This is a genomic window from Chryseobacterium jejuense (genome assembly GCF_017877355.1).
In the GTDB taxonomy this organism is placed as follows: Bacteria; Bacteroidota; Bacteroidia; order Flavobacteriales; family Weeksellaceae; genus Chryseobacterium; species Chryseobacterium jejuense_A.
Window position 1 is genome coordinate 155988 of record NZ_JAGIPR010000005.1, and the last position, 14893, is coordinate 170880.

A 14893-nucleotide genomic window follows, 5' to 3' on the forward strand; every position below is an offset into this window, starting at 1 on the left:
ATAAGTATATACAAATCTACATTTGTTTTATATCATTCCGAATACAGTCCGAGGGTTTACGATCATAGTTCAGAAAGTGAAATGAAGGATCTAATCTATGTCTGAGATTCTTTATTCGGAGGAATAACGGTAGGTAGGCAACAGTATATATTCATCTAAAAAATTAAGATATTCATAAACTTTTATAAGCTTTATAAATACCTTAATTTTCGTTTTTATTGTAAGAAATGTTTCACGTGAAACATTTTTATTTTAACGTCCTAAATATACTAGTAAAACGTTAATGTCGGCTGGGGAAACACCGCTTATCCTTCCAGCTTGCGCTATTGTCTTAGGACGTACGTTAGACATCTTCTGTTTTGCTTCTGTAGAAAGGCTTGAAAGCTTCGTATAATCAAAATCTTCCGGAATTTTAATGTTTTCCAGACGGTTTAACTTAGCCACATTCTCCTTTTCTTTTTCAATATATCCTTTATACTTGATGTTGATCTCAGCTTGTTCTCTTACTTCTTCGTTATATTGAGAAGATATTTCTTTAATGAAATCAATTCCATCAAGTTTTTCTAGAGTTATATTAGGCCTTGTAAGGATTTGAGCGGCTCTGTAAGCCTGATCTACAGGGTTGCTTTCTATTGATTCTAAAATAGGGTTGATTACACCCGGTTTTAAAGAAGTTTCACGTAGAAATTCTTCAAGTTTCTGACTTTCAGATATTTTCGCTTCAACTTTTCTTAATCTTTCTTCTTTTGCAAGTCCAAGGTGGTATGCTTTCTCGGTTAATCTGATATCTGCATTATCTTGTCTCAGTAGAAGTCTGTATTCTGCACGTGAAGTAAACATTCTATATGGCTCTTCAGTTCCTTTTGTAATCAAATCATCAATTAGGACTCCAATATAAGCTTCGTCTCTGTTCAGAATAAAGTCACCTTTCTCGTGCACCTTGTTGTGAGCATTGATTCCTGCAATCAGACCTTGACCTGCTGCTTCCTCATATCCTGTAGTTCCATTGATCTGTCCTGCGAAATATAAATTGTCAATCAATTTTGTTTCTAAGGTATGCTTCAATTGGGTAGGAGGGAAGTAGTCATATTCAATAGCATATCCCGGACGGAAAACTTTTACATTTTCAAATCCTGGAATATGTTTCATCGCTTTGATCTGTACATCCTCCGGAAGTGAAGAACTAAATCCGTTTACATAGATCTCAACAGTTTTCCATCCTTCCGGTTCTACAAAAAGCTGGTGTCTGTTTCTTTCTGCAAAACGATTAATTTTATCTTCAATACTTGGACAGTATCTTGGACCTAAACTTTGAATGGTCCCATTAAACATTGGACTTCTATCGAAGCCTTCACGAAGAATATCATGAACAATTTCGTTGGTATATACAATATGACAACTTAATTGTTTGGTTAATTTTGGAGTATCTAGGTAACTAAATTTCTGTGGATTTTCGTCACCTTTCTGTTCTTCCATTTTTGAATAATCCAAACTTCTTCCGTCAACTCTAGGTGGAGTACCGGTTTTCATTCTTCCTGCTTCAAAACCTAAGCTTACTAATTGCTCAGTGATCCCAAATGCTCTTGGTTCACCCATTCTTCCACCACCTAGTTGTTTGTCTCCAACGTGAATTAATCCGTTCAAGAAAGTTCCGTTTGTAAGTACAACTGATTTTGCTTTTATCTCAATTCCTAAAGAAGTAATTACTCCGGTTACTTTATTATTTTCAACAATAAGTTGTTTCACCATATCCTGAAAGAAATCAAGATTAGGAGTATTCTCTAAAGCTAGTCGCCATTCTTCGGCAAAAAGCATTCTGTCATTCTGGGTTCTTGGCGACCACATGGCAGGACCTTTTGAAAGATTGAGCATTTTGAATTGGATGGCAGATTTGTCTGCTACGATTCCGGAGTATCCACCCATTGCATCAATTTCTCTTACGATTTGTCCCTTTGCGATTCCACCCATTGCCGGGTTGCAACTCATCTGTCCGATGGTCTGCATATTCATTGTAACCAATAGTGTTTTTGAACCCAGGTTGGCTGCTGCTGCTGCTGCTTCACATCCTGCGTGTCCTGCACCTACTACGATTACGTCATATATTTCTGAAATCATTTTTATCTCGCTATTTAAGCTTTAAACCTTAACTTTAACTATCAATGTTTCACGTGAAACATTTTTGAAGAATGCACTCTAGGTAAATGTATATTGTTGCTAGAATTGAGTACTTTAGATATCAGACTTTAAGTGATTATTTAATTTATCCTTTTAAATCTCTATACTTCATTAAGTACAAATCTTCCATTCTTCGCATCTCTTTTTCCTCTTCCTCCGTCTTGTCTTTATAGCCTATAAGGTGTAAAATTCCGTGGGCTAAAACCCTTCTTAATTCATCTTCATAATCTCGGGAAAGGGTAGAGGCGTTATCAGAAATGCGTTGCAAAGATACGAAAATCTCAGCGCTTATTGTCTTGCCTTTTACATAATCAAAAGTGATGATATCGGTATAATAATCATGCTGTAAATAATCCTGATTAATCTTTAGAAGATATTCGTCATCACAGAAAATATAGTTGATTTCTCCTAGTTTTTTTCCTTCTGAAAGAATTAAATCTTCCAGCCATTGTTTGTAATCTGTATCTACCGACTCTGGTAAATTTTCGTAAAAGAATTGTATCATTGTATTAAAACCAGTGTCCTAAAATAACACTGAATATGCCTTTTTGATTGTTTTTAAGTGAATGGCTAAAGTTTACTTTAATCTGTCCGAAAGGAGATTTGTAACCAGCTGTAATGCCCAGCGAGCTATAATTTACTTTAACTGCATCTTCAAATTTAATGTCATTAGAAAGGTTGGCAAAGCTAAAATTTCCGCTGATAAAATAGTTTTTATTAAATCTGAACTGAAGATCATTGGATGCCAAAATTACGTTATTCGTATGTAACTGGGCAAAATAGAAACCACCAAAACGTTTGAAATTGATGATATTCTGTTCAAATATTCCACCCAGTCTATATTGATAATAGGGTGGAAGATGTTCTCCAAGAGTAATTCCTCCGAATAAATTAAGACGATAAGTAAATTGTTTTCCCAATGGAATATTGATTTTTAAATCTGCCTTTATCTGAACGATTCTTTTTTCTACTTCAGATTTTAAAAGATCTATTACTTTTCCTTCCGCTGCAAAGTATACTCCTTTTGTCGGAAATTCCTTGTCATCCTGAGTGTCTGTCTTCAGGAATATATAGGGATTTAAAAAACGGCTGTAACGCCTATTGTCACCATTGATTTCTGCTTTAAAATAGTCGTGGCTTATACCACCGCCAATAGCGTATTTATCCTTCCATACAGACTGTATATAGGCTTCGTTTCTCATCCATTCCCATTTGTCGATGATATTATTATCTGCATTTTTCAGATCAAAGCTCATTCCTGATGAATAAATACCAAATCCAGGAATATATCCGTTATCAATAAAATAATTCAGATAATATCTTAGTTTATCACCTACAACTACATCTACCGAAAGGTTAGAATTTTTAAATAAGAGTCTTTTTGCGGAATAGTTCAGAAGCAAACCTGTTTTGAAAACTTCATCATAATGCAATCCAAATTTCAAGAAATGCCTAGCTTCATCTTCTGTTACATAAAGCTTTAAATAATTGGTATCATTCTCCTGAACAATGTCATAGTTAATGAACTTGTAATTATTTGTGGCAACAAGTTTGTCCACCATTTTATTGATATTTCCATAGGTCTGCAAAGAGGGGAGACGTAATCCCATCTTCCCGAGAGTATAGTTTTTACCATATATTTTGCTTCCTTCTATAGAAATGTTGTCTATTTTATATACGTTGGAATATATTGGATTTACACTTTGTCTTAGACGGTCAAACTGACGTTTAGGAAGTTGATCCAGAACCTGAGAGTATTTTAAACCTTCTACATAGCCACTGTCAAGAATTTTCTTCTTCTCATCATAGCTTGTAGCAGACATCCCTTTAAGGTTAGGCTTAATATTAATGTCTGTATATTTATATTGTTTTCTAGTATCTCTTTTGATTCCGAAATCAATAACCTGGTTCAGAATGGATATAATATTGTTTAAATCCTCTCTTTTGGATAGATCCTGGTTCAGGTCCACTCCAATAACGATATCAATTCCTCGGTCCTTTAAGGGTTTTGATGGATAATTTACGGTCATGGCTCCATCAATATAAATACTGTCGCCTATTTTCACAGGATCCATTAAAGAAGGAAAAGCAGAACTGGCCATGATAGACTGTACCAAATCTCCCTTTTCGAAGATCTGCATATTGCCGCTTTCAAGGTTGGTAGCAACACATAAAAATGGAATAGGCATTTTAGAAAAGTCTTCAATATTGTCAACATTTTTCAAAAGTTCCTTCAAAAGATAAACATTTCTCTGTCCTGTACTGATGGAAGAGGGAAGTGTAATTTTCCCGTTTTTTAATGGAATAGATAAAAGATATTTATCTACAGATTTGTTGAAAAAGCTGGCTTCCTGTCTGGATTTCGGATCCATAATTAAAGAATAGAAATCCGTATCCATCACGATTTTTTCTATTTCTTTACCAGAATATCCGGAAGCGTACAGGCCACCAACAATGGCACCCATACTGGTTCCGGCAATATAATCTACTTTTACTCCTAATGAATCTAATACTTTAAGTACTCCTATATGTGAAAAACCTTTAGCACCACCACCGGCAAGCGACAGTCCTATTTTGGGGTTCTTCGGAATCACCAGGTCTTTCTTTACCTGAGATTGGATCCATAGTAATGGGAATATGAAAAGAAGAATCAGGAGTTTTCTCATAGTTAATCTTTTATATAAATCCGTTTCACCCGAGGCGAAATGGATGTTAATACTTCATAGGTTATCGTTTTGCAGTAGCCTGCGAATTCTTTTAAACTTGGTTTTGCATTAAAGACGGTTACCATGTCGCCTTCCTTTACATTCGGAACATTCTCCACATTAATCATCATCATATCCATGCAGAGATTCCCAACAATCGGAGCCAATGTTTTATTTACACCCAGGCTTCCCACCTGGTTTCCTATCAATCTCGGTATACCGTCAGCATATCCGACAGGGATTGTAGCGATCTTTGTTAGATGATCTGCTTTAAATCTTCTGCTGTATCCAACAGACTCACCGTTTTCAACCATTGATATCTGTGAAATTACGGTTTTAAAACTTACCACAGACTGTAATTGTTTCTGAATTTCAGAATCCGGAGATTCTCCAAGCATTCCGATACCAATTCTTACCATATCATATTGGTGATCTGTATAGCTTGTAATTCCTGAGGAATTTAAAATATGTCGAAGAGGAGCATAGCCTAGTTTTTCTATCAGATAGCTGGAATTCTTATCAAATACCTTGAATTGTTCCATTGTAAATTCCTTTTCCTCAGGCATATCCGAAGAAGATAAATGACTGAACATACTCTGAACTTTAAGATTTTTTTCACTTAAAGTTTCACTCAATTCATCCAGTTCAAAATCTTTAAATCCAAGACGGTGCATTCCGGTTTCCAATTTAATATGAATAGGATATTTTTTATCATATCCTGATTTCTGAACAGCTTCATAGAACAGCTCTAAAACCCTGAAACTATAAATCTCAGGTTCAAGATTATATTCTATGATGGTTTGGTAACTGTGTTGCTCAGGATTCATTATAATAATAGGAGTGGTGATCCCTTTTTTACGAAGTTCTACACCCTCATCTGCAAAAGCCACTCCCAGATAATCGATGTGGTGATGCTGTAAAAATTCTGAAATTTCATAACTCCCCAAACCGTAAGCATTGGCTTTTACCATAGCCATCATTTTTGTTGTTGGTTTCAGAAGCGATTTGTGGTAATTGATATTATGAAGAATAGCATTCAGGTTAATTTCTAAAACTGTATCATGTTTTCTGAGCTCAAGAACATCTTTTAGTTTTTCAATTTCAAATTTTCTGGCTCCTTTCAGAAGAATAATCTGATTTTCGATTTCAGAAAGATGTTTGCTTTCGATGAGTTCTTTGGTATCTATGAAAGTATGTGTTTTGGATTTAAATAATTCACTAAACTTTGATATTTCATCGCCAATTAGGAATACAAAATCGAAATGTTGCTCATTCACCAATTCAGAAACTTCTTCATACAATTCCTGAGAATTGGCATTTACCCCTACGATGTCTGTTAAGACCAGAGATTTTTTGGGCTTGTTATATTCCTTTAAAAATTGAAGGGCAGTTTTCAAAGAATCAAGATCTAGGTTGAAAGAATCGTTGATGACAATATTGCCTTTAATTCCTTCGATTGCTTCAAGCCTCATTTCGACGGCCTTTAAAAGGTTGATTTTTTCAACGATCTTTTTATTTTCGATCTGTAACACCTTAAGAACTGCGATAAGCGCTGTAGCATTGGTTAGCGTGGATTCGTCTCTCTGATGAGCAGGAAAACTGATTTCTTCACCAAAATAATCAACGATGATATTTTCATCCTTAGTATTTTTTTTAATGAAGACCTGATTTTCTTTTTTGAATCCGTAAGAGATTAATTTTTTATCTGAGTATAAATTTTTTATTTTCTGATCAACCAAAGAATGGTCCCCATTATAAATGATAACCTCAGAATTTTTGAAAAGTTTAATCTTTTCATCAATCAGTTCTTCTTCGGAAGAAAAGTTAGCCGCATGAGCATTTCCGATATGCGTTAACAACCCGATCTGAGGATGGAAAATATTTTCCAGTTTTTCCATTTCATTCGGATGAGAAATTCCTACTTCAAAAATTCCCAATTGATGAGAATCATTAATTTGAAGGAGGGAAAGAGGAAGTCCTATCTGAGAATTAAAACTCTTCGGACTTTTTACGGTTGGGAATTCATTCCACAGGCATTGGTATAGCCATTCCTTTACAATGGTTTTTCCATTACTTCCTGTGATTCCGATGGATTGCAAATGAGAATTTTCGAAATGATACTTTGCTAATTGTTGTAGAAAATCCACAGAACTCTTAACAATAATCCACGTTATATTATCAGACTGCGGATATTGATGTTCAGAAATAATAATATTGATCCCTCTGTCTATAGCAGCTTCAATGAACTTTTCACCAGAGTTTTTATGGGTGTTGATCGCAATAAAAGCAGTATTCTTAATTGAATAAATAATCCTGCTGTCATAGGCTATATTTTTAACCACTAAATTTTTGTCTCCAATAACCTCGGCATTGGTGATCTTTGCAATTTGTTGTACTGTATAATTCATTGGTACCCTTTCTGCTTTATTTTTAAGACGAAATAGCAAAAAGGTAAAATAGCAAAGAGGGTAGAAGAGCTCATTATTTTAAGCAGATCTCCTTTTTGAAATTTTACAATATTGCTTTTTCGTTTTTCATTTATATTATATGAAGTGAATATATTTTTATGGTTTCGAGCTTTATCTCTTTCAATTACTTCCTTTTTGAAAGTACTTCATCAATAAAAACACGACGGCTTACGGCTTCGTAGCTTTCAGTTTCACCCAGCTCTACCAGATTATCTCCCTGCGAGGTTCTCATGGAGTAGTTGGCAAGGTTACCTGTTCTCTTGCAAATAGCATGCACTTTCGTTACATATTCTGCAGTAGCCATTAAATTGGGCATTGGCCCAAAAGGACGTCCCAGAAAATCCATGTCTAGTCCTGCAATTACCACTCTCACACCACTGTTGGCCAGTTGATTGGCTATTTCAACAATGCTTTCGTCGAAAAACTGAGCTTCATCAATTGCCACTACATCACAATTGGATGCCAATAGAAGAATCTCATTCGGATTATCTACTGCGGTACTGCGGATTTTATTCTGATTATGAGAAACAACGTCCTCTTCAGAATACCGGATATCCAGTTTCGGTTTAAAAATTTCTACATTCTGTCCTGCCATTTCTGCTCTACGTAATCTTCGGATCAACTCCTCGGTTTTACCCGAAAACATAGAGCCACAAATCACTTCCATCCAACCACTTTGTTTGGAATGATTAATTGTATTTTCTAAAAACATTTGTTAAATTAGCCGTATATTTTCAACATCAAAAGTAAGCAATTTTAATAAGAATCTTATCATGCAAAATATCCAAGATTTAAAGGAAAAGATTTTATTTGAGGCTAAGAATATCATTGATAATCTTGACAAAATAAATAACGTAGACGAATTACTTTCCAAGCAAGATCTTGTAGATGAGCTTGCTAACAGGATTTCATTTTTGAAATTGCTGGAAAAAAATATTGAATACTTTGTTCCTGAAGAACCTGTTCAACATTCAGACAGTTTTTCTGCTTCATTGGCTTCAGGAGAGTCGGATCATCACGACTCAGGAAATGAAGTAACGGAAGAAGAAGCCATTTTTAATAATGAACTGAATGAAATTGATGAGCATGAAAATGATAATTTTATCAGTGGAATTGATGAAGAAGAGGTTTTTAATAACCAGTTGAATGAGATTGTTGAAAATGAATTTCATGAAAATATCATAAGTTTTGTAGATGAAAGTAATGGAGAAAAGGCTGTTGAAATTGTTCAGACTCCTGTTGCTTTTGAAGAGGTCACGGAAGAAGAGGCCATTTTCAATAATCAATTGAATGAAATTGATGAAAACGAACATTCCATTGCTCCTGAAGCTGTTCTAAGCTTTGTGGATGAAGAGAAAATTCTTGCTGATGCTCACCCAGATTCGGATGAAGATATTAATGAAGATATGTTTGAGACTGAAGTGACAGAGGAAGAAGCGATCTTTAATAATCAACTGAATGAAATAGATGTTGATGATGAAGCTGAAAAGAAAAATGAAGTTGATTATGCAGCAGTAAATGAAACACGGGAAAATAAAGTTACAGAGACCATTCCTAGTATTTTTGATACTGAAATGCTTGATGATGAAATGCTGATTGAAGAGAGTGAAGAACAATTTGTAGCTTCCAATATCTCCTTAGAACAGGGAGAACTGGCAACCGATACTTCTAATGTAGAAAATATTGTGAACGACATTAAAAATGACCATTCTACAGAAGAAAAACAGGAAGAAAATGTTCTTGCTGAACTATATGACAGAAGAAAAATTGTTGAAATAGATAAACCTGTTCCTGAAGAAACAGAAAGACATCCTTCTGATGAGAGTTTTGAAAATTTAGACGAATATCATCAGGAGAAAAAAATAAAATTAGCCAATATCAAAGGATTGAAAGCAGTTCAGTCCCTGTTTGATGATGATCCGCTGGAAAGAGATTTTCCAAAAGAAAACCAGCCTGAATCTGTAAAAGAAGATGCCGGAAGTATTCTGAAATCTAATATTCCTACCAACTTCATGGAAGCTGAAAAGCCAAAACCGGAATTGAGATTAGATTTGAATGACAGAATAGCTTTTTCAAAAATGTTATTTGAAGGAAGCCAGGCAGATCTGAATGATACAGTTGCACAGTTGAATCATTTCAGAACACTGGAGGAGGCCAAAGAATACCTGAGCGACCTTTATTACGAAAGAAAATGGAGTAAAGTGGATGAATATGCACAGCGACTTTGGATATTGGTGGAAAATAAATTCTTATAATTTTGAGCGGAATCCTATATTTTGTTCCCACACCCGTTGGGAATCTGGAAGATATGACTTTCAGAGCAATCAATGTCCTTAAAGATGTAGATTATATTTTATGTGAAGATACCAGAACTTCTGGAATACTTTTAAAACACTTTGAAATCTCCAAGCCTTTAAAATCCTATCATTTACACAATGAGCATCAGGCAACGGAGAAAGTAATGACAGACCTTAAAAACGGTCAGAATATCGCAATCATAACTGATGCGGGAACCCCTGGGATTTCAGATCCGGGGTATTTATTGGCAAAAGCAGGATCAGACAATGATATAGAAATGATCTGCCTTCCCGGAGCAACAGCTTTAATTCCAGCTTTAGTGGTTTCCGGGCTTCCGAATAATGAATTTTTATTTGCCGGATTTTTACCCCAAAAAAAGGGAAGACAAACCAAGTTAAAGCAGCTTGCTGAAGAAAAGAAAACCATTGTACTGTACGAAAGTCCACACAAGATTAATACTACATTAGAACAGATCAAGGAATTCTTTGGTGAAAATACCAAGGCAAGTTTAAGCCGTGAAATCTCTAAGAAATTTGAAGAAACCAAACGCGGAACAATCAGTGAGTTAATTGAATTTTCCAAGAGTAAAACTTTAAAAGGAGAGATTGTTCTTATTGTCAATAATTCTATTTGATTTTTAATTGAAAAAACTAGTTTTTGTATTGTGTTCTACAGTTTGTATAGCGCAAACTAACCAATACACTAAGGTTCTTCTTTCCAAAAAGACTGGGAAGGAGGTAAGCTCGTACTCTGATGGTTTTGGAATAGCCTATGATCCTGTTTCTAAAAAGCAGGGCATTGTAGATGCTAAGGGAAATATTACCTTCGAATCTTCGAATAGAGGGGGAATTTCTCACATTTTTAAAAACAGGTTTATTCTTTATTCTGAGGAAGGAAATAAAAGAAAGTCAGCCATTATTGACGAAAAAGGGAATGAACTGCTTCCTCTTGAAGATCAGGACTTCAATACCCCTTGGTGGAGTAAAGAACGTATTATTGCTTCCAGATATGGAAAAGAAGCGGTTTATGACTATAATGGGAAACTCATTATTCCTGATTCAGACAAGATCCGGTTTGCCGGAAAGGATGCCTTCTTTGTTTTAAAGGAAAAAAAATGGTTCCTGTATGACTTTAATGGGAAACAGCTTAGCGATAGGGAATTTAAGGATGATTACAGTTTTGAAAATGGAAAAGCTCTTATCAGTAATGAAGAAAATCAGAGCGAGATCATTGGGAAAAACGGGGAAACCTTACATAAGTTTTCAAAGAATGTGGTAGATATGAATGGCTACCCTTATCTGATTACCCAAAATAAAAGCACAGGAAAATATGGTCTGATTGATGCAGAAGATAACATCATTGCTGACGAAGTCTATAGTGATATCACTCCAGAATACTTTGGCCAAAAAGAATATATCTATCTCAGAAAAAGCAATAAAATAACCATTTTTTATAAGAAAGACCAAAAGCTTTATCCTAATAATTTTAAATACTTATACGCATTATCCAATCATTTTTTCAGAATTTACAGTGATAAATCAGATCAATCGGGTATTGTAGATCTGCAGGGGAATATAGTAGTTCCTCAGGAGTATGATTTTATTAAAAAATTTACCATCTCGGGAAAGGATTTTATTTATCTTAAAAAAGGAAATGAAGAAAAATTTTTAGATAATGAACTTAAAAATATCCTGAATGAAGGCGATCAGATTGTCGGGTTTTATCCTGAAAATCTGATTATCCGAAGACAAGATCGTTATTATCGATTTTCGGCGACCAACAAGGCTACAGTTGAACTTAAGGAGGTGAAACAGATAAAGAATCAGGATATTGAATACTTTACTATTCTGAATGAGTATTCAAAACCTCTTGTCTGCATGAATAATGCTAATCTTTATGGTATTCTGGATGCGAAGGGTACGGAAATTGTTCCCTTTGCTTATGAAGATATTATTGCCTTTGAAAATTTTGAAAATGAAATTGTTGTAAAGAAAGAAGGGAAATATGGGGTTTTAAATTTTCAGAATGAACCTTTAACAGAGATTATTTACGATAAATATACCTGGATGAAAGAAGTTTTGAAATTGAATAAAGATAAAAAAACAGACTTAATTTATTTCACCAGATTTAGAAATGATACTACAGAACTATAGCAAAATCATAGAAATTGAACAAAAAAGTTCAGTATTTTCATGTTTTCAATGTGTTGAATAACAATTTATAATATCTTTGCAAACCGTTTAATTCTGAAAAGGAATTATTATACTAAGTGAGTCAGCTTTCACTAGCTGAGAGAGTTATAAAAAAATAATCGTCAAGAGATATGAAATTATTAGAAGGAAAGGTAGCACTAATTACCGGAGCTACGAGAGGAATCGGGAAGGGTATTGCTGAAATGTATGCTCAACAGGGAGCAAAAGTAGCATTTACTTATGCCGGTTCTGTAGACAAAGCTAAAGAATTAGAAGCAGCTTTAAGTTCTGTAACCCAAATTAAAGGATATCAGTCTGACGCATCAGATTATGATGCCGCTCAAAAATTGGTAGAGGAAGTAATGGCAGAGTTTGGGCAAATTGATATTTTGGTAAACAATGCAGGGATTACAAAAGATAACTTATTATTGAGAATGTCTAAAGAAGATTGGGATCAGGTAATTAAAGTAAACCTTGATTCAGTTTTCAACCTTACAAAAGCGGTTATCAAGCCGATGATGAAGGCAAGATCAGGATCTATCATTAATATGACTTCTGTAGTAGGAATTCAGGGACATGCAGGACAAGCGAACTATGCCGCTTCTAAAGCAGGTGTAATTGGATTTACAAAATCTGTTGCATTAGAACTAGGTTCCAGAAATATCAGATGTAACGCTATTGCTCCGGGATTCATTGAAACGGAAATGACTGCTATTCTGGATGAAAAAATAGTTCAGGAATGGAGAGACGGAATTCCAATGAAAAAAGGAGGACAACCTGCTGATGTAGCAAATGCCTGCGTTTTCTTAGGAAGTGAAATGGCATCGTACATTACCGGACAGACATTAAACGTTGACGGAGGAATGTTAACTTAATAATATAAAGAGGCTATACATTTTGTGTAGCCTCTTTTTTTGTTTTCTTTGACGCAAACCTTAAATCTGAAAAATCTGCGTGTGAAAATAATTATCAGTTAAAAATCTGATTTTCCTGTTCCTGAACCCTGATAAAAGTGGTTCTTTTAGATAGTTCCTTAAGCTTAGACGCTCCTACATAAGTACAAGTAGACCGTACTCCTCCTAAAATATCCTTCACGGTTTCGGCAACAGGACCTTTATAAGCAACTTTTACTGTTTTTCCTTCTGAGGCACGGTATTCAGCTACACCGCCTGAATGTTTATCCATGGCTGTTTTTGAACTCATTCCGTAGAATAAACGGTATTTCTTACCATTCTCTTCAATCATTTCACCTCCACTTTCATCATGACCGGCAAACATTCCGCCCAGCATGACGAAGTCTGCGCCGCCACCAAAAGCTTTAGCAACGTCTCCCGGAACTTTACAGCCACCGTCTGCAATGATTTGCCCTCCTAAACCATGAGCAGCATCAGCACATTCAATAATGGCAGATAATTGCGGATAACCAACTCCTGTTTTTACACGGGTTGTACATACAGAACCAGGGCCGATGCCAACTTTAATGATATCTGCCCCTACTAAAAGAAGTTCTTCTACCATTTCTCCTGTTACTACGTTTCCTGCAATAATAATCTTATCAGGGAAATTAGCTCTTGCGGTTTTCACAAACTGAACGAAATGCTCAGAATAACCATTGGCAACATCTATACAGAGAAACTCTATTTTTGGATGCTTTTCAAGGATCAATCTGATTTTCTCTTCATCTGCTTTGCCTGTTCCTGTACTTAAGGCAATATACTGATGAATACTTTCAGGCTGGCTTTGCAGGAACTGATCCCATTCCTCCGGAGTATAATGTTTATGAATGGCTGTGATGATCTTATCTTTAGCCAATTCTACAGCCATTTCAAAAGTTCCTACGGTGTCCATATTGGCAGCAATAACGGGAACTCCTTTCCATTTCTTTCGGGTATGTTTAAAGATAAATTCTCTTTCCAGGTTTACTTCTGAGCGGGACTTCAATGTAGAACGCTTAGGGCGGAACATTACATCCTTAAATCCCAGTTTTATGTCATTTTCTATACGCATTTTGTAATTATTTGTCAGAATAAAGGTAGTAAATAATCTGAAATGGATTATTTTTGAAGCAATGGATTTTCCTGTAACCTTTCATATTTTCGGCCAAACCATTCTTGCCCATCCTCTTTTTGAGGCGGTTGGAATGTTTCTGGGTATGCGGTATTATTTTTTCCTAAAAAGAAAATCAAAGGAGAAACTATCTTTCAATAGTTCTGCTGCCGTTTTGATAGGGGCAACAGCTGGTGCATTATTAGGATCCAAACTCATTGGAAATTTGGAAAATCCCTACACCATGTTTGACAATTTCAGCTTTCAGAAGTTTTGGTCCAGCAATACAATTGTTGGAGGACTGACGTTTGGACTCTTGGGTGTAGAATTGGCTAAGAAAGTAGTCGGTCATAAAGAAAGTACAGGAGATCTGATTGTTTTCCCCTTAATGCTAGCCATAATTATCGGAAGAATTGGCTGTTTTCTTACAGGAATTCATGAGGAAACTTATGGAATTCCAACAGATTCTGTTTTTGGGATGCATTTGGGAGATCAATATCTGAGGCACCCTGTTGCTTTGTATGAGATAGGCTTTTTGATTGGGCTTTGGATCGTTTTGAAATATGTTCAGAAACAGAAGAAGTATCCATCAGGGTTTCTTTTTCAGCTCTTTATGCTAAGTTATTTTATATTCAGGTTCTTTTTAGACTTTATTAAACCAAGGGTTGAAATTGTGGGAAACCTCGGGACGATTCAACTTGTATGTATTTGTGTAATTATTTACTACATTTATACTGTTAAAAATACTCAAACCACATATTTAAAATATTCAAGATGAAAACTTTAACTTTTTTAGAAGGCGGTAGCCTTGCAGGTGTTTTTGTTATGATCGTTGGGATGATGGTTATAGGCGCTCTGTTTTTTTCTATTATTGTTACATTTATAACGAAGCTGATCTATGAAAGTAAGGATAGCAGAAAATTCAGTAGAAAACAGTTTATACAGACTTTTGTTATTTGTTTATTGGTCTGTGGCCTGATCAGCGGATATATTTGTGGATAAGCATTTT

12 protein-coding genes are annotated in these 14893 nt (G+C 35.2%); 6 read left to right on the top strand and 6 right to left on the bottom strand.

Going from position 1 to position 14893, the window contains the following annotated elements:
• Positions 1-252 precede the first annotated feature (252 nt).
• From mnmG to J2772_RS11985, 5 genes are all read right to left on the bottom strand, one after another.
• Positions 253-2115: a tRNA uridine-5-carboxymethylaminomethyl(34) synthesis enzyme MnmG gene (gene mnmG / locus J2772_RS11965; protein WP_209916918.1), complete on the bottom strand. Its 1863-nt coding sequence runs from the start codon at positions 2113-2115 to the stop codon at positions 253-255.
• A gap of 145 nt (positions 2116-2260) precedes the next feature.
• Positions 2261-2680 (bottom strand): rRNA maturation RNase YbeY, encoded by a 420-nt coding sequence (gene ybeY, locus J2772_RS11970; RefSeq protein WP_209916926.1) that lies wholly within the window; start codon positions 2678-2680, stop codon positions 2261-2263.
• Positions 2681-2684: 4 nt separating this feature from the next.
• Complete coding sequence (locus tag J2772_RS11975; protein WP_209916928.1) at positions 2685-4841, bottom strand: patatin-like phospholipase family protein; 2157 nt, start codon at positions 4839-4841, stop codon at positions 2685-2687.
• 2 nt (positions 4842-4843) lie between these two features.
• Entirely contained in the window at positions 4844-7288 is a 2445-nt protein-coding gene (locus J2772_RS11980) for a bifunctional UDP-N-acetylmuramoyl-tripeptide:D-alanyl-D-alanine ligase/alanine racemase (RefSeq protein ID WP_209916930.1), read from the bottom strand.
• 184 nt (positions 7289-7472) lie between these two features.
• Complete coding sequence (locus tag J2772_RS11985) at positions 7473-8060, bottom strand: thymidine kinase (RefSeq protein ID WP_209916932.1); 588 nt, start codon at positions 8058-8060, stop codon at positions 7473-7475.
• 61 nt (positions 8061-8121) lie between these two features.
• Here J2772_RS11985 and J2772_RS11990 point away from each other — a divergent pair, with 61 nt between their 5' ends.
• The 4 genes from J2772_RS11990 to fabG all read left to right on the top strand — a co-directional run bounded on the left by J2772_RS11990 (position 8122) and on the right by fabG (position 12713).
• On the top strand, positions 8122-9603 hold the full coding sequence (locus tag J2772_RS11990; RefSeq protein ID WP_209916934.1) for a hypothetical protein: 1482 nt from the start codon (positions 8122-8124) through the stop codon (positions 9601-9603).
• Between the two features lie 2 nt (positions 9604-9605).
• Positions 9606-10280 (top strand): 16S rRNA (cytidine(1402)-2'-O)-methyltransferase, encoded by a 675-nt coding sequence (rsmI, locus tag J2772_RS11995; protein WP_209916936.1) that lies wholly within the window; start codon positions 9606-9608, stop codon positions 10278-10280.
• A gap of 7 nt (positions 10281-10287) precedes the next feature.
• Positions 10288-11799, top strand: a complete 1512-nt coding sequence (locus tag J2772_RS12000; RefSeq protein WP_209916938.1) for a WG repeat-containing protein — start codon at positions 10288-10290, stop codon at positions 11797-11799.
• 170 nt (positions 11800-11969) lie between these two features.
• Positions 11970-12713, top strand: coding sequence for a 3-oxoacyl-[acyl-carrier-protein] reductase (gene fabG, locus J2772_RS12005; RefSeq protein WP_045492138.1), 744 nt, complete (start codon positions 11970-11972; stop codon positions 12711-12713).
• A 94-nt stretch (positions 12714-12807) separates the two neighbouring features.
• Here fabG and J2772_RS12010 read toward each other — a convergent pair whose 3' ends face one another.
• Positions 12808-13845, bottom strand: a complete 1038-nt coding sequence (locus tag J2772_RS12010; protein ID WP_209916939.1) for a GMP reductase — start codon at positions 13843-13845, stop codon at positions 12808-12810.
• Between the two features lie 61 nt (positions 13846-13906).
• On the opposite strand from J2772_RS12010, the gene J2772_RS12015 reads away from it, so the two are divergent.
• A complete protein-coding gene (locus J2772_RS12015; protein ID WP_209916941.1) occupies positions 13907-14662 on the top strand; it encodes a prolipoprotein diacylglyceryl transferase in 756 nt (251 codons plus the stop codon).
• Positions 14659-14886: a hypothetical protein gene (locus J2772_RS12020; RefSeq protein WP_209916943.1), complete on the top strand. Its 228-nt coding sequence runs from the start codon at positions 14659-14661 to the stop codon at positions 14884-14886. The genes J2772_RS12015 and J2772_RS12020 overlap by 4 nt, the downstream gene beginning before the upstream one ends.
• Positions 14887-14893: the final 7 nt, after the last annotated feature.